Source organism: Paenibacillus lutimineralis (genome assembly GCF_003991425.1).
Classification (GTDB): domain Bacteria; phylum Bacillota; class Bacilli; order Paenibacillales; family Paenibacillaceae; genus Fontibacillus; species Fontibacillus lutimineralis.
In genome coordinates, this window is the sequence record NZ_CP034346.1 from 540,086 (window position 1) to 560,195 (window position 20,110).

A 20,110-nucleotide genomic window follows, 5' to 3' on the forward strand; every position below is an offset into this window, starting at 1 on the left:
GTCGGGCCACCTTTCTATCTTGGCTTTGGAGGCTTCTGTCCCGAGTTGCGAGATTGTCGCCGGATATTCTTCTGATTGATAAGCCGTGGGCGCGTGATCATGAAGCGATGCGGGAGGCGCAGGAGGGTATCCTTAATATCGCTTGGAACGAACGGACCGAACGGAGTCATATACGGAACACCGAAAGTGCGCAGACTGCAAAGGTGCAAAATAATCGCCGTACATCCAACAAAAATGCCCACCAACCCGAATGAAGCGGCCAATCCCATGAGGGGGAACCGCAGCATACGGAAGGCGATGGACATATTGTAGGAAGGCAGCACGAAGCTGGAAATCGCCGTAAGAGATACGACGATAACCATAGCAGCCGAGATGAACCCGGCTTGCACCGCAGCTTGGCCTATGACCAGAGTACCTACAATGGAGACTGCTGCTCCGATATATTTGGGCATCCGTACGCCAGCCTCACGTAGGATCTCGAAGGTCAACTCCATCAAAAGCGCTTCGATGAAGGCTGGAAAAGGCACGTATTCACGCTGTGAGGCCAGGCTCATTAGTAAGGAGGTCGGAATCATCTCCTGATGAAACGTCGTCACTGCAATATAGAAAGATGGGCTCAGTAAAGAAATGACTAGACCTACATACCTTAAAATTCGGATGAAGCTGCTGATATCGGCCCGCTGGTAATAATCCTCCGCCGCATGCATGAAGGAGACGAAGGGAGCTGGTACAGCCAGCACAATGGGCGTGCCGTCGACGAAAATGGCGATTTTCCCCTCCAACAATTCGGCGGCGATGACGTCTGGCCTTTCCGAATTATAAATCGTTGGAAAAGGAGTCATTGTCTCATCCTGAATCAATTCCTCGATATAGCCGGTCTCCAGAATTGAATCGATATCGATTTGGTCCAGTCGGGTATTCACTTCTTGCACGATCTGATCGTTAACGAGACCTTTGATGTACATTATTGCAACATCTGTCCGTGAGACATGGCCGATCTGCCGTGATTCCATCCACAAGGTAGGCTCCTTGATCCTGCGCCGTACCAATGCGGTATTCGTGCGGATAGATTCAGAGAAACTTTCGCGCGAACCGCGGACGACGTTCTCGGATGAGGTCTCGGAGACACCGCGATCTCTCCACCCCCGGACACTGGCCGCAATAGCAGCAGTCTCCCCATCTACGAACAGGATGGCATCCCCGGACATCAGAGAATGGAACAGCGTGTTGTAATCATGCAGATCATGAATGTCGCCAAAGGTGAGAGCACGATCCTTAATCAATTGGAGCACGTTAGTGGTGTCAATTTTCTCCTTATCGAGCTGAGCCAGTGCCTTCCCTTCAGGCTGCATTAACGATTCCATAATGTAATCATTAACGACGGAACCGTCGCATAGCCCATCGATGAATACTACTGCGATGAGCCGGTCATTTGCCGGGTTAAAAGGGAATTTTCTTATAATCAGATCAGTGCTCTTACCGAGTGTATTTTCAATGTACTTCACATTCTTATCCAGGCTTTTATCGATCGGCGGAAGCTTGGAATCAAGGTCTGTTTCTATTTGTTGTGTTTGCTGGGAATTTTGATTGTTCTGTTGGTTTTGTTGGTTCTGCTGATTCTTTGTCTGCTGGCTTTCGCTATTGCCAGAACTACTGTTGTTATTATTGCTCTTACCGCCATCAGTGGTGTCACCATTATTACCGTTACTACCATTGTTACTGTTGGCATTTCTGTTGCTGTTAGTGGAACTATTGCTATCGCTAATGTTATTGGCGCTACCGTTGCTGTTAGTGATACTACCGCTATTGCCATTAGCGTTGTTGTTGTTGTTGTTGTTGTTGGCGGGGGTACTATCGCTATTGCTGTTTTGATCGTCTCCGTTATTGTTCGTATTGTTGCTGCTGTTAGGGATTTCGCCATTAGCACTGTTTTGCTGCTTGTTACTTTTCTGATTGGCACCACCGTTATCATTACTGCTATTACTTCCACTATTTCCGTCGTTATTCTGAATACTGCTATCGTTATTTGTTAAGTTGTTCTGACTATTTTCATAGTTTTCATTTTGTTGAGTTGTTTGCTGCTCATTTTCACGTTTCTGTGAACCTTGATTGCTTTGGGCCTCTTGTGCGCTTTGCGCATTCCCAAGTTCCAAGATCTCCTCTGCTTCCTGATTGCCTTGGCTATCCTGAACTAGATGATTTTGCTGGCTATCTTGACTTTGCTGGCTTGAATTATTTTCTTGCGCATTCGCCGTTTGGTTATTACTTTGATCCGCTTGGTTCTCAGAAGATTTATTATTCTCCTGCATTTCCGGCGTTTTTTCAGACTTCTGATCGGCAGAATCAGGGGATGCTTTTATTTGATGAAGGCTTTTTCTTTTACGCCTGCGCATGGTGTTCACCCTCTTACGTTATATTAGCAATCATTATTGCCAATGAGAGTGAGCGATAAACTATAGTCTAAGGGCGATCATTCGTCCGACAGAATAAAAAGCAGGCCCAAGGAGTTTTAATTCCTGGCCTGCTTCTTTGCATATCATATTTTTCTCAAAGTTCGATGGATTATAGCTTAACCCAGGCAACCAGTCCATCTGGTTGATCCGGATCGATACCTAATTGCTGAGCTTTACTCAGGGCAACGATCTGCGGAATGAAAATGAATGGAATACCGCGTGCCGCTGGGTCGAGCTTGTTCTCGGAAACAACGGCAAGGTCAACGTAATCAGAAGGGATCACTTCTGCCTGGTCCGCGAAGGCGATAATCTTTGCCCCTCGGTTCTTAATATCGCGCATGAGCTTGCTCTGGTGCTCCATTCCTTGCTCGGAGAGTGCGGCGATCACCAAAGTATCTTCGCCTACGGTAACCATTGGACCGTGTCGTACATCGAGCAGATGGAAGGAATGAGCTTGAATCTTGGCGATCTCCGTCAAAGCGATAGCCCCTTCAGAAGCGAGACCTTGTAGTTCTCCATCCGCCAGCAGGACCGCGTTGGACCAGTTGAAATCAGCTGCGCTGCGTATGCTGTCCTCCACGCTATTCATATAGGCTTCTCCCTGATGAATTGCGGTCTGAAGATCTGCGATCAGCTTATCATCCTTGCCTAAGAAAGCGCCAAGCAGCAGATTGGCCATATACAGATTGGTCACTGTCCGGGTCTGGCAGACACTATGGTCGAATGCCCATGGTAGTTCCAAGGCATAATTGGACTGCTTCGAGAGTGGTGAGTCACTGACACAGGACAGGGATAATACCGGAAGATTACTGTCATTACCCTCGCGGAGCAGACGAACAGCTTCGACGACTTCACTGGTGCTGCCGGAGCGCGAAGGGGCGACGAGAAGTGTATTTCTCAGCATAGGGCGGTATTGCTCATAATTCAACATGAGATCGCCCCCGGCCAGCGCATAAGCGGGCAAACCGGCTCGCAAGGTGACGGACATCGCAGCGGAGCGGCTAAGACAATAGCTTGAACCACAACCTACGAAGGTGATTGAAGTGATAGCCTGGGCTTGAACGAAGTCAATAATACGTTGTCTTTGGCTCATCATGTAGTCATAGGTTTGTTGCAGGGCAGCGTATTGCTGCTTGATTTCACTATAAGTCAAGCTCATAGACGCTTAAACCTCCTATAAATTAATTCGAATGATCATTCATAGCGTATGAAGACAGTTTATATCAATAAAATGATTATTTCAATCAAAATAAAATAAATATTGATCATAATAGTTGATTTTTTATCATAATATTCAATATAAACTCAATTTATAATCAAAAATATATTGATTTACTCCATAAACAAGAATATTATAATCATAAAATGATTGAATCAATCAAAATATACATCAATGGTATGGGGAGGGTGCATCTATGAAGTCCAGCTCGCTTCAAATTCATCACGCACGGATCCTTACGCCCCGTGGCTGGATTAACAACGGAAGCCTATTCATCAAGGATGGAGAGATTGTCGGCATAGATCGCGGCGATGGAAGTGGAGTGGAGAGCAGCGGACAATTGGCCATCGCCGAAGAACCGTGGATTCAGCTTGATGCGGGAGGAAGGATGCTGCTGCCTGGTTTCATTGACCTGCATGTGCATGGCGGCGGAGGATACGACGTTATGAAGGGAAGTGCTGATGAGCTGTATGGGATGTGTCGTTTCCATGCTTCTAGAGGCACTACTTCATTATTGGCGACGACGTTGACCGCTTCGCATGAGGAGATCATCTCTGCACTGGAGGCGGCGGCCGGTGCGGTTCAAGACTCTGATCGTGAGCCGAACGGCGCTCATCTTCTGGGGATCCATTTGGAAGGGCCATTTCTAAATCAGACAAGGTGTGGAGCGCAGAATCCTGAGGATCTTCGTGAACCGTCCATAGAGGAATTCGAGAGCTTTTGGTCTGCTTCCCAAGGGACGATCAAGCTGATGGCCATTGCTCCTGAGCTTCGTTCTGCAGAAGAAGTGATCGTCCACGCGGTTGATAGAGGGGTCACAGTCTCATTGGCTCATACGGATGCGGATTACAAGACGATGAAGAAGGCTGTGGAGTGGGGCGCAACGCAGGTTACGCATCTGTTCAATGGCATGCGGCCGCTGCATCATCGGGAACCTGGCGTTGCCGGCGCGGCGCTTATGCTGGATGAATTAGCGGTAGAACTGATCTGCGATGGCTGTCATGTTCATCCTGATTTAGTCAAATGGGTGTTCGACATCAAGCCAGAAGGTAAGGTGATCATGATTACGGATAGCATGTGTGCTGCTGGCTGTCCGAATGGAGAGTACTTGCTCGGCAAGCTCCCGGTTCTGATGCATAACGGTCAGGTTCATCTGAAGCTGGCTGACGGATCTTTAGGAAGCTTGGCGGGAAGCTCGCTAACAATGATTGATGCGTTATCCAGAACCGTCGCATTTACCGGCAAGGAGATCGCTGACATCGTTCCTGCGCTGACAATTCATCCAGCTATCCAGATCGGCGTACAGGATCGGAAGGGAACGATCGAACTGGGCAAGGATGCCGACATGGTCATCATCGATGAGGAGTTTCAAGTATATCAGACCTATGTTCAGGGGAATCGGGTCTACGATGCAACAAGCCGTTAGAACCTAGCAAAATGAATCGTTGAAGGGAGCGGAGTTCATCTATGAGATATGCCATCGGAGTCGATGTAGGGGGTACCAATATCGTCTGTGGATTAGTTGATGAGGACGGGAACATCGTCGTCCAGCGGAAGTATCCCACCGCCGCGAATGAAGGCCCCCAGGCCATTCTAGTGAAGATTGGCAAGACGATTGAACAATTAATAGAAGAAACCGGCATATCCAGGGAGCAATGTATCGCGGTGGGGATGGGAATCCCCGGACTGGTAGACCCGGTGCAAGGCGTCAGTATGAGAGCAGTCAATCTGAATTGGCGCGACATTCCTGTCGCTTCCAGGTTAAGTGAGCTTATCGGCAAGCCAGTCTATATCGATAATGATGTGCGCATGTATGTCTATGGAGAAGCGGTAGCTGGAGCAGGCAGAGGTTATGACTATGTATACGGCGTTACGATCGGTACAGGATTGGCTTCGGCGTTTGTACAGCATGGCAGCTTGCATTATGGACATCGTTATATCTCCGGGGAGATCGGGCATGTTCCTATAGAGCATGTAGATTTCCCATGCAACTGCGGTCGGATAGGCTGCCTGGAGACAATTGTGTCGGCGACTGGCATTGCCAGACAGGCGCGTGACCGGATTGCAAAGGGAGAATCGAGCCTGCTTCAGGAGTGGTTCCCCAATCCAGCGGACATATCGGCGAGCGCCGTATCCAAAGCCAGTGATGACGGTGATGTAATGGCTCAGGATGTTCTGGCCCAGACGGGCAAGACATTTGCCAGGGCATTGGCCTGGGCCGTGCCGTTGCTCTCGCCGGATGCCATCGTGATTGGCGGAGGCGGAGCACTGGCCGGTGAAGCGCTATTTACCCCGATAAGACAGGAGCTCGATCGCCTGCTGCTTCAGGATTATATCGGCCAGTTCGTCATTAAGCCGGCTGAACTGAATGACCATGCCGGCATTATCGGAAGTGCTCTGTGGGCACTTAAATGTAGTGACGTCTAGACCTAATCATATCAATACAAACCAATTCAATCATATATTTAGGAGGACTTATTATGCCACTTATTTCGTCTACTTCCATGCTTCAGCAAGCAAGAGAGAATGGTTATGCGATTACTGCTTTTAATGTTCATACTTTGGAGATGCTGCAGGCTGTTGTCGAAGCTGCCAGCGAGACCAATTCTCCGTTGATTATTCAATCAACAGTGGGAACCGTGAAGCATTTAGGGCCTGAATATATTGCAGCTGCAGCTAAGGTTGCAGCGGACCAGACTGGCCTGCCTATCGCTCTGCATCTGGATCACTGCACAGATTTCGCCACGATCATTCAATGTATCCGGGCGGGTTATACCTCTGTCATGATCGACGCTTCGATGCTTCCTTTTGAGGAAAATATACAGCGTACGCTTAGTGTCATGGAGGTTGCTGCTGCGGCAGGTGTGAATGTGGAAGCTGAGCTCGGCAAGGTTGGCGGTGTAGAAGATGATATTGTCGTCGATGAGCGTGATGCAATGCTGGCTGATCCGGATGATTGCCAGTTGTTCATTGAACGGACGAATGTACTGACATTGGCGCCAGCGATCGGTACAGCGCATGGTATTTACAAAGGGGAGCCTAACATCGATTTTGAGAGAATTGCCAAGATTGCTGAGAAGGTAGAGGTACCTCTCGTTCTTCATGGCGGATCGGGTATTCCGGCTGAGCAGGTACGCAAGGCAGTCTCACTCGGTATGTCCAAGATGAACGTAGCGACAGAACTAAGAATTGCATTCTCTGATGCGATCAAAGAAGTCTTCACTAAGTCCCCTGAAGAGAACGATCCGCGCAAGTATATGGTTCCGGCAAAAGAAGCCGTGAAGCGTCTGGCAATTGAGAAGATGGAATTATGCGGATGCATCGGTAAGGCGGGAACTTTAAAATGATCACCACTGTCACCTTGAATGCGGCGATTGACAAAACCTATTATGTTCCCTCGTTCATTCCTGGTGAAGTGCACCGGGTTGCCCGGCAAGTTGCTGAACCGGGTGGCAAAGGGAACAATGTGGCTAAGGTGATACGGCTATTGGGCGGTGAGGTGACAGCATCGGGCTTTATCGCTGGCAACAATGGGGCATTCATTGAGACAGAGATGCAAGCTCGGGGAATTCATACGGCATTCATTGCCGCCTCTGGGGAATCACGCGTATGTCTAAATATTATGGATGAGGCCAGTGGGCTATCTACAGAGCTGCTGGAACAAGGTCCAGTAGTTGGACGGGCGCAACTTGCACAGCTGAAGCAAGATTTGCTTGAACTGGCGAGGAATTCAAGCATTGTCGTCTTGTCTGGGAGCTTGCTTCCGGGCGCCTCAGCTGAGCTGTATGCAGAATTGATCGGTATTGTGAAGGAAGCAGGAGCAAGGGCATACCTGGATACAAGCGGGATTGCGCTTAGTGCGGGAATCGAGGCGAAACCGCATTTTGTGAAGCCAAATGAGCATGAATTAGCCGTCTGGCTTGGTAAAGTGAGTTTAACCGAGAACGAATGCATCGAAGCGGCTAAGAAACTGTTCGACGAAGGTATTTCACAGGTATGTGTCACATTGGGCGAGCGAGGAACGATTGCTGTTATCGATCGGCAAGTATTCCGCGTTAGTCCGCCTTCGATTCAGGCGATAAATACTGTAGGCTGTGGAGATTCCTTTGTAGCTGGCATGGCATTCTCGGAGGCATGTGGGGACGCGCCGGTGGACAGGCTTCGCATCGCAACGGCTGCGGCTGCGGCAAATGCAATGTCGGAGAGAGCAGGGCATATTGAGGATGATGTATTTAATCTGTACCTTCATCAAGTGAAGGTTGAGCCGTTGTAGGTTGCCGCTTGCATTCTTGTCCTTCATCCTCCAAAATTATGATAGAATTGTTGACGGACCATAAGTGTATTAGAGGAGAAGGCTATGGAAATTTCTAAGACCGGACTTCGTAGAGCGAAGATTCTGGAACTGATCAAAGTGAGCGGTAAAATATCGATCCAGGAAATCATCGAAGCCACAGGCTGCTCGGAAGCGACGGCCAGACGTGATCTTGACTCTCTGGAAAAATCGGGGGAGATTATCCGTACGATCGGCGGTGCCATCTATGATGGAGATCGTTCGATGACTTCCGAGGTGTCCTTTGCTGATAAGCGCTTCTCCCATCTTCAGGATAAGGAACGGATTGCTCGTATGGCGGCTACATTAGTTGAGGAAGGCGATGTGATCGGTCTTACCGGCGGCACGACGACGTTCTTAATTGCCAAGGAGCTGAAGAAGCATCGCAATATTACGATTGTGACCAATGCGGTTAATATCGCTGCCGAACTGGTCGAAGCGGAAGAGATTCAAGTGGTTGTGACAGGCGGTGTCATGCGCACGAAGAGCTATGAGTTAATCGGGCCACTGGCTGAGAGCGTAGTTGGCAGGATCAACATTACGAAGATGTTCCTCGGTGTGGACGGGGTGTCTCAGGAGCATGGATTTACGATGCATTCCGAGCTGGAGTCGCGGATCGCCCAGCAGCTTATTGAACGCTCCAGTCAGGTTTTCGCTGTGTTCGATGACAGCAAACTGCAGAAATCAGCTTTGTTTACGATTGTTCAGCTCTGCCAAGTTACGGGGATCATTACAAATCGGCTGCCAGAGGGATGGAGCATGCCTGAATGCGGGGATCGCCAGATTGAAGTTCATATCGCAGCGAGTGAAACGCAGTTGGGCCTCAGCTAACGAAACGACAGATCGTTATTTCCACACAAACTGCGGCATTTCAAATCTAACGAAACTCTATATCGTTATTTGAAAGAAATATAGGCTTTGAACGGCTAACTGTCTTCAATAGCGGATACCCAGTTTCGTTAAAATTTCTTAGCACCTATTATTGGCCAAATAACGTTACCCAGTTTCGTTAGAGTGTGGAAATATAATCAACGGGATTGCCTATTGGCAATCCTTTTTTGCTTGCGGGGATTATTCTGTCTAAATGTATAGAAAAAGACGAGATCTTCTAATACTACGGATATAGAAAAATAAGGTTATTTAGGGTATGATCCAGTAGAGTCAATATGCTCTAGAAACTTCAGTATTCACTCAGGAGGGGTAATATGAAATATCGTACACTTGGTAAGACAGGGTTGGACGTATCCGTAATCGGCATCGGAACATGGCAGTTCGGTGGAGAATGGGGGATTCAATTTACTCAGGATGAAGTGGATGCTATTCTCGATAAAGGCCAGGAGCTCGGTATCAATCTGATTGATACGGCGGAGTGCTATGGCGACCATTTGTCGGAATCCTTCATTGGAAATTATATCGGCCGGCGTAAGCGCGAGGATTGGGTGATTGCTACGAAGTTTGGACATCATTTCCACGAGCGTTTTACCCGTACAGATGTATTCAATGCTGCCGATGTTCTCAAGCAACTGGATGCTTCATTAAAAGCATTAAATACAGATTATGTAGACTTGTATCAGTTCCATTCAGGTCCGGACCAGGTGTTCGATAATGATGATCTATGGACGATGCTGGATAAGCAAGTACAGGCTGGTAAAGTGCGTCATTTAGGTACTTCGATCGGCAGCAATGACAATCTGCATCAGACTGAACAATCTACTAAAGTGAATTCGCAAGTGATCCAGGTCGTATATAACCGATTGGATCGCAAGCCGGAAGAGCGGGTATTCCCGTCCTGCGAGAAGCAGAATTTGGGCGTGCTTGCACGTGTACCGTTGGCTAGCGGTTATTTGAGCGGTAAGTATAAGCCAGGTGCCGTGTTCGATAATACAGACGTACGCCATCGCCATGATCCGGAGAACACTCGTCGTAAGCTGGAAGAGGTAGAAGAAATTCGTCGCAATGAGGTTCCTCAGGGCGTTGATATGGCACAGTGGGCATTGGCATGGTGTCTTAAGAATCCGATCGTATCTGCTGTAATTCCGGGCTGCAAGAATCCGGCGCAGGTGGAGTCCAATGCTGCGGCAGCCCAGCTCCTATAGTTCCATGTTTAATCCGAATTTAATCAAGAAGGGCCCGTGCTAGAATGCGGACTCGTTGAATCACGAAATTTACAAGAATCGGTGTGATGGTTGTAATGACATGGCACCGATTCTTTTGTTATTTTAATGGAGAGCAAGCATTCTTCGACAATAGAAAACAGACAAAAACCTTTAACATTTGGGAAAAATTGACGAAAACGTGATTTTTTTAATTGACCAATGTCAAAATTAGCCTTAATATTAAATTATAGTTTTTTTTCAATATTATGGATTTGCGGCTAGGCATTACTTCCATAAGGGGGTGAATCCTTTTTGATTTCCACCGTCACGATTCGCGCAGAATTAGAAAGTTACATCAAGAAGGAGGGGATAACACTTCATCAATTTGCTGAACTATCCGGAATTAATGTGGGTACCCTAAGCGGCATCATCAACGGGAACAGACCAGTATCGATTGGACAATTGGATCTGATTACCGATGTTATGAGTCTTCCGGAGGGCAGCTTTTATGAGATGTATGTGGATGAGAGCTTTGCTTCAGCTGCTCCTCATTGGCGTAGATTGCGTCCCTTTCTGCTTCGTTGCGCGGAGCTTCGGAGACATGATTGTATTCAAAAGGTGCTTGAACTCCTCATTGAAGATATTAAGCAGGTAGCAGGCATTTTTGAAACGGCGGAAATCATGTTTGAACAAGGTCTGAAAGAGGCAGCTATTCTTCTGTATGAATGTGTGATCGAGAGTGAAAGGTCAAGTCATAGTGAACGTCTAGCTATCAGTTACTTCAGGTTGTTTCAAATCTATCAAAAGGATAACCATAGGAATTTTACTGCTGCTGCCCAATTTATTCCTTATCGTCACAGACTACCAGAAGCGCTGGTTCTTGATGGGTTAGTAATGCTGGTAGAACTGTACTATGTGAATAAAGATTGGGAAGAAGTCGAGAAGTATACGGATGAATTATGTAACCTGACGGAGATCCTTTATACTAAGCGTCGTTGGGAGAAGCCGGATTTCAAACCTTCCCGATCATTGGTCTATTATTATGGTATAGGCTATCTCTATAAGGGTGCCTGTTATGAGTTTCGAAGAATGTTTACTGAATCCAGAAAGTGGATTGCTAAATACGCTGATCTTAGTTGGTTCGAAAGCTCGGATCAGAATATGGCGGTAGATGTAGAAAGATACAGGATGTTCGCACGTGCTAATTTGCTCTCCATAGATGTGAAAGAAGGGAAGGTATCAAGAATCCCTGAATACATTCAATTCTTGAAGGAGAATCCAAGCGAGGTATTGGAAGGATTGATTACCTTACTAGAATCAGCAAATCGGCATAAGTTTTTTGTAGACGAGCATCTCCAGCAGTTTTCGGATGAGATTAAGATCTATCTCCGCATTAGTAAACAGAGTCAGGATGATAATAATTCACAAGAGTTTGTTTACAAAGAACAAGTTCATACATTCCGCTGTTCCTTATTTTTTCAGAAATATGCGATTTACTGTTTTCGGAAGAAGATGCTGTCGGAGGGAATCAAGAATACCCTGGATAGCCTCAAGTACTCTATTCAAATCAACAGTAAGAGCATGATGGCGAACAGCATGATATTATATGAATTCTACAGAGACTATACAACTGAGGAGCAAAAAAAAGCTTATATTAAATTATGTGAGGAGGCGTGGGACAATGAAGAAGAGTTTAGTATGGATGACTATGCACATTCTCTCCGTTAGCATTGTTGTTGGAGGGGTTATCACAGCTTTCACTCATGGCGCTGGTTACTAGGATTAATGTTAGATCTTAAGAAGAATCGGCTCAAATTGAGTCGATTCTTTATTTTTTTAACCATAAATGGAATTTTTTATTGTATGCACAAACGATCAATATGCATTATTTAGCAACAGACCCTAAAATATAACATAGGGTGATTGACAGTGATTAGAAGAGAGACTATAACAACTATTATTGAGCAGGAACGAGAGGAATTAAACCGACTGGCAGCGCAATATGGTTTGTTGGACAAGCGTGTGCTTGAACAATCTATAGAGCTCGATGAATTGATAAATAAATATAATAAGGTCAGGTATTATGACTCTCAGAAGAAGAAGCCGATTGCTTGAGCGAAATGGCTTCTTTTTTGTTTTATCAGGAATGCAAACTTACAGGAGTTTCTATACATTTCGCATTGGGCAGAATATTAAAGTGCGTGTGTAAAAAGATCGGTTCTGGGAGATCTGACATTAATATTATCGGCATAATCTTTGCAATAATTATGGAGGCACGAAATGCGTAAAGTATGGTGGAAAGAGGCTGTGGCATACCAAATTTACCCCCGAAGCTTCATGGATTCCAATGAAGACGGTATCGGCGATCTGCAAGGGGTTATTTCCAAGCTCGATTATTTAGAGGCTCTCGGGATCGATGTCATCTGGATCTGCCCCATTTATAAATCTCCAAATGATGATAATGGTTATGATATTAGCGATTATTACGATATTTTGGATGATTTTGGGGCGATGAATGATTTCGATGAGCTGCTGGAGGAGTGCCATCGCAGAGGCATCAGGCTCATTATGGATCTGGTTCTGAATCATACGTCAGATGAGCATCCCTGGTTCATAGAATCCTGTTCCTCGCGGGATAACCCCAAACGGAATTATTATATTTGGCGCGATGGCAAGAACGGGGCGGAACCGAATAACTGGGAATCGATGTTCAATGGGTCTGCATGGGAATACGATGGGCATACGGAGCAATATTATTTACATCTGTATTCTGTAAAGCAGCCTGATCTTAATATGGAAAATCCGGTGGTGCGTCAGGAGTTAATCTCAATGATTCGCTGGTGGCTGGATAAGGGAATTGACGGCTTTCGAGTGGATGCGATCACGCATATCAAGAAGCTGCCGGGGCTGCCAGACATGCCGAATCCGAAGCATTTACGTTATGTTGATGCGATGACGGGTCATCGTAATGTTGAGGGGATTCATGAATTTCTGCAGCAATTCAAGCGAGAGGCCTTCGCTGATTACGATATTATGACGGTTGGAGAAGCAAGCGGGACGCCGATCTCGGAAGCGGATAAATGGATAGGCGAGAAGAATGGCGCGTTCAATATGATCTTTCAATTCGAGCATGTCAGTCTCGATTTTGGACCGGAGGGGCGCTGGGATTGTGGACCGTGGAGTCTAGATAAGCTGAAGCAGATTATGCAGAAGTGGCAAATTGGACTGGACGGGGTCGGCTGGAATGCTCTCTATTTGGAGAACCATGATCAACCTCGCAGCGTGTCTCGGTTTGGTGACCCCGTAAAGTACCACAAGGAATCTGCCAAGATGCTGGCCACATTCTACATGTTGATGCAGGGGACCCCCTTCATTTATCAAGGGCAGGAAATTGGTATGACCAATGTTCACTTTCATAATCTCAGCGAATATAGGGATGTTGAGATTTATAACTATTATCGAGAACGACTGATGGATGGTCAGGATATTGAAGAGACGATGCGCAGGATTCGATACCGGGCTCGTGACAATGCGAGAACGCCGATGCAGTGGAATGATTCCCCGCATGGCGGATTTTCCGACGTGGTACCTTGGATTCGCGTCAATCCTGACTACCATTGTATTAATGTGGAGCAGCAGTTGATTGATCCTGATTCTATACTGAATTACTATAAAAAATTAATCGTTTTGCGTAAATCAAGCGGGACGCTGATATACGGCAAATACGGCAGCTATATGGATAAGCATCCGGATATATTCGCATACACCCGCTCTCTGGGAGATGAGGTTTATTTGATCGTCCTTAATTTCTACGGAAATACCCCTGAATTCAATATACCGCAGGAACTGGGCGCCTATAAGCGCCATATTGTTCTATCCAATTATGAGCAGGATGACAGCCGCCTGAATCATAGCTTTGTGATGAGGCCTTATGAAGCGCTCGTCTACAAGTTAGATTAACAGTTACTCCTTAATAATAAGTCCGAACAAATTGGCAAACACATAGGCTTGTTCACGGGTAATGATACAGCCTCGCAGATTTTCTACATTGACGCCTAGTCCGTTAAAGGCACAATCGCTTAGATCGATTCCGTTCAAATCTATGTCGGACAGTTGAGCTTGATCGATATCAGCTTGGTAAAATTCTACTTTTAACCATTTGGAATAGCCGAAGTCGGCTTTGCGTAAGAAGCTATCCTGTATAATGACCTGTTTCATGTTGGAGAATCTGAAATTTGCGTAATCCGCCAGGCAATGGTTCAATACGACATTTCTCAGTGTAGCATCCGTTAGGTTCATGCCCATCATTTTGCAATCCCTGAATTCAGTCCGATGGATGATGGCGCCGCTGAAATCTATATTCGACAAATCGCATTTCTCAAAAATGACATCCGTCAGTTCGATTCCGGTCAAGGAGGTGTTTGAAAATAGTACGTTTTTAAATTTCACCATATCAAAGGTTGCCTTATTAGCCTCCTGATCCTCTATTACACAGTCTTGAACCAGCGCCATTTCGTAATTGTCATTGGACCCGATTCCAGGGAGTTCTAATAGAGAAAGTTCGTCTGGAGCTACTCTGGGCGGTTCAATTTTCAAAGTTTTTCTCTTCTTGTTCACTAGGTGCAGTCTCCTATCCATAGGTAATAACAAAAGTTAATCAGCGTTCTTCTATATTCGATATAGGGTTCGTAGATACCTTTGCCTGTTTTGATATATATAGTTATTTTGTTTGTTTTGTTGTATAAATATAATAACAAATATATAACAAATTATTTCTGGGTAGATAAAAAACGATTTAATTGCGTTTACTTCATGGAGGGGAAATATGAACCAGCAGATTGTTCTAAGCAACTGGAAATTCAAAGCATACGATGAAGCGGTTTGGCTCCAGGCCCAAGTACCAGGATCGGTACATACAGATTTGCTGCGGCACGGCATCATTAACGATCCATTCTATGGAGTCAATGAACACGAATTGCAGTGGATCGACAAGAAGGATTGGGAATACGAAGCAACGATAACACTTTCCGAGTCATGGACCGGGATGAGACATTTGCAGCTTGTATTTGAAGGGTTGGATACTTACGCGGATGTTTATGTAAACGAACAGCCTGTATTGTCCGCTGATAATATGTTCCGCGCTTGGCGGGTTGATGTGAAGGATTATGTTCATGCTGGCGATAACAAGGTTAGAGTTGTATTTCATTCTCCTATAAACAGGGATCTGGGTTCATTGCATAAGCAGGGCATGGAAATGCCGGCTCCAAATGATCAATCTGAGCTAGGTGGACTGGAAGATCATAAGCTCAGTGTGTTCGCGAGGAAGGCTCCGTATCATTATGGATGGGATTGGGGACCTCGCTTCGTGACTTGCGGAATTTGGCGCGAGGCTAGACTAGAAGGCTGGTCGGCGCCGAAGATCACCGGACTCTATATCCGTCAAAATCAAATATCTGAGCAAGCGGCCGATCTAACGGCTGAGATAGAGATTCATACTCCCGTTGACTGGACAGGTAGGCTGCAAATCACCTCCGACGGTAAAGTATGGGACAGAGAGGTGACGCTCTCATCCAGTTCGCAGATCATTGAGCTGGATATGCAGATCAGTAAGCCTGAGCTGTGGTGGTGCCGTGGTCTTGGTGAACCATCCATGTATACTTTCAAGGCGGAGCTTCTGGAGCAGGACCATCCAGTGTCCGAAAAGCAGGTTAAGACGGGGCTGCGGACGATTCGTCTTGTGCGCGAACGTGATCAGGCAGGAGCCTCTTTTTATTTCGAACTGAATGGTGTTCCTGTGTTTGCGAAGGGGGCCAACCATATTCCAAATGACAGCTTCATTCCTGAAGTGACGAATGAACGATATCGTCATGAGATTGCTACTGCCGCAGCCAGCCATATGAACATGCTGCGCGTCTGGGGCGGCGGAATTTATGAAGAGGATATCTTCTACGAGCTATGTGATGAATACGGCATACTCGTCTGGCAGGATTTCATGTTCGCTTGCAGCATGTATCCGGGGGACGAGGCGTTCCTGCATAATGTCTCTATGGAAGCAGAATACAATATCCGGCGTCTGCGCAACCATCCTTGCATTGCCCTATGGTGCGGGAATAATGAGATCGATTCAGCCTGGGCTCATTATATAGAAGAGAGCGGTTGGGGCTGGAAGCAGAACTACGATAGGAACCAGCGAGAGAAGCTGTGGACGGACTATGAGACGCTGTTCCACCGTATACTGCCGGAGACGGTATCCCGTTTGGCCCACAATATCGCCTATTGGCCATCCTCTCCGCTCCGCAGTTTGAGTCGGGATGAGAATCAGCATGCCAATACATTATCTGGTGAAGGGGATATCCACTATTGGGGAGTGTGGCATTCCGTAGAACCATTTGACAATTACAACAGTTATATAGGCCGATTTATGAGTGAGTATGGGTTTCAATCTTTTCCCGAGCTTAAGTCCGTTCTTAGTTATGCTCCGGAAGAGCAGCTTGAGCTGGAATCAGACATTATGCTTGCCCATCAGAAGAACGGTAGCGGCAATCGGCTTATCAAGGAGTATATGGAGCAGTATCTGCCTGATCCGAAGGACTTCAAATCTTTTCTCTACATGAGTCAGGTTCTACAGGCTCAAGCGATTAAGACAGCCATCGAAGCTCATCGCAGGAACAAGCCTTACTGTATGGGGACGCTGTATTGGCAGATGAATGACTGCTGGCCTGTCGCCTCTTGGGCGGGAATGGATTATTATGGGCGGTGGAAGGCGCTGCAATATACGGTACAGAGAAGCTATCGCGATATTATGCTGTCCGTACTGGAATCGCCAGAGGGAGAAATTATTGTCTATGCGGTAAATGATCTCAGAGAGCAGGTATCTGCCAGATTGCGGCTGCAGTTGTTCGATTTCCATGGAAGAGTATGGTATGAAGGGGATGAGACTATTGTATTGGAGCCGGATTCCTCAGTACAGATTAAAACTGTGTCAAGAGAATCGTTGCTTCAGTCGAGTGATCCGCAGCAATCCGTCCTGTTGATTAGTCTGGAGAGAGAGCATGAGTTGCTGACGAGTAATATCTTTTATTTTGCCGGATTCAGGGATATTGAACTGCCGCAGCCGCGCATCACGATACGTGAAGTTCCGGGGACAAAAGGAACCTCCTTCACACTGGAGAGCGATTCGTTAGCTAGGCAGGTATGGCTATCTGCACAGGAAGAGGGAATATTCTCAGACAATTTCTTCGATCTGATTCCTGGGGTGCCGATGACTATACAATTCTATCAACGCAGTAATGAAGAGAGGCCATTTGTTGAGGGTATTCCGGGCGACGTTACAGTGAGGTCTATGGTAGACTTTATTAAGTAGTATCATCTGGAGTATTCAATCTTTGGCTTCTAAATCACGCGGCGAGATAATGGATTTACTATTTGAGGGGCTGAATAGTTCAGCCTCTTTTTTTAGTTTCCACACTTTAGAGGCGGTATTTGCCAATCTGTTCAAGTTAGATAATCTTGCTCATTGCTGTTATAATGTTGACTTGACCAATACTAGAAAGAGATGAAATGAGGATGGAAAATTACCGAATTATGAACCGATGGAAATTTACTGCTACGTTCCTGCTTATATTACTTAAAATCGGCCTGATGCGTTATTTCTTCTACGATGGAGTTCATTTGGGGGGAGTGCCTGCCGAGGCGCTATCTGCATTGGCTCTTCTCTGTCTTGTTGACTTATTGTTCCCTATTAAGAGAAAAGGGATCGTATATACTAGTTTTAATTTCATATTTTCCCTTATGCTGTTCGCAGCTACTTTATATTTCGCCCACTTTGGGACGATTCCAACCTACGCTGTACTGGGTGAATTGAATCAGGTTCCGCAGATTCGGGGCAGTGTAAACGCGTTGCTGCGGCCGGAGCAGTTTTTGTATTTTGTTGATTTTGTGGTGTTATTCATCGTATATATCGTTCGCAAGATGGTCTCCAATCGTCGGAGTCGCAGACTCAGCTTCTCTATGGAGCGTCGTGATTCAGGCGGCAGAAGCCGCGGCTGGGTCATCGGGGTAGCTGCCGGGTTAATCCTCTGTGTCGGTGCATCGGTGCTATATGTTCGTTCCGGCAAAGACATCGATAATGAATTGGTTCGTGGTGAGAAGATCGGTTTCTTGAACTATCAGATCGATGCGGTTCTTCGTAATCAGAAAGAAGAGAGAAAGATCCAGGAGGGGAATCTGGAGGAGACAGCTGGCGAGATTCACGCTTTGCAGAACACGTATCCTTACCGCGATCAGAAGGCATCGGGGACACCCCAATACTTTGGTGCGGCCAAGGGGAAGAATCTGATAGTCATTCAGCTGGAGTCCTTTCAGAATTTCCCGATTCATCTGAAGATCGGTGATCAGGAAGTAACGCCGGTACTGAACGGACTTGCTAAGGAAGGGATGTATTTCCCTTACGTCTATCAACAGATCGGCCAGGGAAATACATCGGATGCGGAGTTTATGTCGAATACCTCGATCTACCCAACAGCAGCCGTAGCGATGTCTACAGGGTACGGGAACCGTGAATTGCCAAGTCTGCCTCGGTTGTTGCAGGAGCATGGTTATGTGGCGAATACGTTCCATATCAATGATGTAACGTTCTGGGACCGGAACAAATTATATCCGGCGCTTCATTTTGATAAGTACTACGACAAGCCTTATTACGAAAATGATCACTTTAACGATTTTGGCGCTTCGGATGAAGAGATGTATCGGGTTGGCGTAGAGAAGCTGAAGGAGATCGATAGCGAAGGCAAGCCATTCTATGCTCAATTCGTGACGACATCCAGTCATTCTCCTTTTATTGTCCCTGAAGACAGGAGACAGATACAGCTTCCAGAAGATATCGAAGGAACGAATCTGGGGAATTATATTACGGCAATGAATTATACGGATTACGCAATCGGACAGTTGATAGACCAGTTAAAAGAGACTGGCATGTGGGACGACACGATGCTCGTCATCTATGGGGACCATTTCGGAGTACAGCCGAGTGATACGAGCGCTAGCGAGATTGAGCAGAAGCTGGGTATCGCTTATGATGACCGGGTGAGCCGCTTCAATATTCCGCTCATTATGCATATTCCCGGACAGCAGCCGGGTATCCGTGCAGAGCGTGTTGGCGGTCAACTAGATATTATGCCAACGGCATTGAACTTGCTGGGCATCTCTTCACAGGATGAAGGCTTTACAGCTCTGGGCCAAGATCTGCTTAATATCGACCGCAATGTAGTCGGTATGCGATATTATTTGCCGACCGGGTCTTTCTTCAATGACGATGTCATGTTCGTTCCGGGTCAAGGCTTCGATGATGGCTCCGCTGTCTCGATCAAGACGCTTAAACCTGTCGCCGACTTCTCGAAGTATCGCAGCGACTACGAATACATTATGAAGCTGATGGGTCTGTCCGATCAGTATGTGAAGCTGCTGCCCAAGAGAGGATAATCGTTCAACCTCTCCTCTAACAAGCATGCTATTTCAAATATTAAGCCCCGCAGGCTTCTGCGGGGCTTAATTAATAGACAGATCAAACTAGAATATATGGTACTTCTTGGCAACGCTTTCGCTTATAATCGCGACAAGCTCCTGTGATTGCTGCTGATAGGCCTCGATGGAGATATGACCATCGGCCAATCTCTGATCCAGCTGTTCTTGCAGCTGAGATACTTGCAGGCTGATGACCGAATCTACATCCTTCTGATTGGATATAGCGATATCGGCAAGAGAGTTGCCTGCCGTCAGTGCTTCGTATAATCCATCTGTATGATCCTCGCTATTAGCTATACCTACTGCATGAATAAGTGGGTCACTTTTCTTCTGTTTGGAATTGCTATTATTCTGGTCAGCTTGCTTGACCGGGATAAGCGCCAGCGCTTTGGCTGCTGCAGCAGTCTGTCCCGATAGACCTGAACCCAATGTAATGAAGCAAGCCATCGTCCCTACTATAACGATTCGTTTTATAATCATAGAAATGTAA

15 protein-coding genes are annotated in these 20,110 nt (G+C 46.5%); 11 read left to right on the forward strand and 4 right to left on the reverse strand.

Annotated elements, in window-relative coordinates; genetic code table 11:
- Positions 1–14: 14 nt before the first annotated feature.
- Positions 15–1,562 carry a spore germination protein gene (locus EI981_RS02360; protein ID WP_127004272.1) on the reverse strand — a complete coding sequence of 516 codons (1,548 nt, stop codon included), beginning with the start codon at positions 1,560–1,562 and terminating at the stop codon, positions 15–17.
- A 1,000-nt stretch (positions 1,563–2,562) separates the two neighbouring features.
- Positions 2,563–3,612 carry an SIS domain-containing protein gene (locus EI981_RS02370; protein ID WP_126995092.1) on the reverse strand — a complete coding sequence of 350 codons (1,050 nt, stop codon included), beginning with the start codon at positions 3,610–3,612 and terminating at the stop codon, positions 2,563–2,565.
- Between the two features lie 256 nt (positions 3,613–3,868).
- Between EI981_RS02370 and nagA the strand changes: the two genes are divergently transcribed.
- The 9 genes from nagA to EI981_RS02415 all read left to right on the forward strand — a co-directional run bounded on the left by nagA (position 3,869) and on the right by EI981_RS02415 (position 14,058).
- On the forward strand, positions 3,869–5,098 hold the full coding sequence (gene nagA / locus EI981_RS02375; RefSeq protein ID WP_126995094.1) for an N-acetylglucosamine-6-phosphate deacetylase: 1,230 nt from the start codon (positions 3,869–3,871) through the stop codon (positions 5,096–5,098).
- 41 nt (positions 5,099–5,139) lie between these two features.
- Complete coding sequence (locus EI981_RS02380; RefSeq protein ID WP_126995096.1) at positions 5,140–6,099, forward strand: ROK family protein; 960 nt, start codon at positions 5,140–5,142, stop codon at positions 6,097–6,099.
- Between the two features lie 53 nt (positions 6,100–6,152).
- Positions 6,153–7,019, forward strand: coding sequence for a class II fructose-1,6-bisphosphate aldolase (gene fba, locus EI981_RS02385; protein WP_193556424.1), 867 nt, complete (start codon positions 6,153–6,155; stop codon positions 7,017–7,019).
- Positions 7,016–7,945 (forward strand): 1-phosphofructokinase family hexose kinase, encoded by a 930-nt coding sequence (locus EI981_RS02390; RefSeq protein WP_126995100.1) that lies wholly within the window; start codon positions 7,016–7,018, stop codon positions 7,943–7,945. The genes fba and EI981_RS02390 overlap by 4 nt, the downstream gene beginning before the upstream one ends.
- An 84-nt stretch (positions 7,946–8,029) precedes the next feature.
- Positions 8,030–8,833: a DeoR/GlpR family DNA-binding transcription regulator gene (locus tag EI981_RS02395; RefSeq protein WP_126995102.1), complete on the forward strand. Its 804-nt coding sequence runs from the start codon at positions 8,030–8,032 to the stop codon at positions 8,831–8,833.
- 374 nt (positions 8,834–9,207) lie between these two features.
- Positions 9,208–10,098, forward strand: a complete 891-nt coding sequence (locus EI981_RS02400; RefSeq protein WP_126995104.1) for an aldo/keto reductase — start codon at positions 9,208–9,210, stop codon at positions 10,096–10,098.
- A gap of 312 nt (positions 10,099–10,410) precedes the next feature.
- Complete coding sequence (locus EI981_RS02405) at positions 10,411–11,826, forward strand: helix-turn-helix domain-containing protein (protein WP_126995106.1); 1,416 nt, start codon at positions 10,411–10,413, stop codon at positions 11,824–11,826.
- 201 nt (positions 11,827–12,027) lie between these two features.
- Entirely contained in the window at positions 12,028–12,213 is a 186-nt protein-coding gene (locus tag EI981_RS02410) for an aspartyl-phosphate phosphatase Spo0E family protein (RefSeq protein ID WP_227011656.1), read from the forward strand.
- Positions 12,214–12,378: 165 nt separating this feature from the next.
- On the forward strand, positions 12,379–14,058 hold the full coding sequence (locus tag EI981_RS02415; protein ID WP_126995108.1) for a glycoside hydrolase family 13 protein: 1,680 nt from the start codon (positions 12,379–12,381) through the stop codon (positions 14,056–14,058).
- A 3-nt stretch (positions 14,059–14,061) separates the two neighbouring features.
- Here EI981_RS02415 and EI981_RS02420 read toward each other — a convergent pair whose 3' ends face one another.
- The gene (locus EI981_RS02420; RefSeq protein ID WP_227011657.1) at positions 14,062–14,715 is read right to left on the reverse strand and encodes a pentapeptide repeat-containing protein; all 654 of its coding nucleotides are present in this window, start codon (positions 14,713–14,715) and stop codon (positions 14,062–14,064) included.
- Between the two features lie 208 nt (positions 14,716–14,923).
- Here EI981_RS02420 and EI981_RS02425 point away from each other — a divergent pair, with 208 nt between their 5' ends.
- Both EI981_RS02425 and EI981_RS02430 read left to right on the forward strand, forming a co-directional pair.
- Entirely contained in the window at positions 14,924–17,461 is a 2,538-nt protein-coding gene (locus tag EI981_RS02425) for a beta-mannosidase (RefSeq protein WP_126995110.1), read from the forward strand.
- Between the two features lie 221 nt (positions 17,462–17,682).
- Positions 17,683–19,578, forward strand: a complete 1,896-nt coding sequence (locus EI981_RS02430; protein WP_227011658.1) for an LTA synthase family protein — start codon at positions 17,683–17,685, stop codon at positions 19,576–19,578.
- 87 nt (positions 19,579–19,665) lie between these two features.
- Here EI981_RS02430 and EI981_RS02435 read toward each other — a convergent pair whose 3' ends face one another.
- A complete protein-coding gene (locus EI981_RS02435) occupies positions 19,666–20,100 on the reverse strand; it encodes a hypothetical protein (protein WP_126995114.1) in 435 nt (144 codons plus the stop codon).
- Between the last annotated feature and the right edge of the window lie 10 nt (positions 20,101–20,110).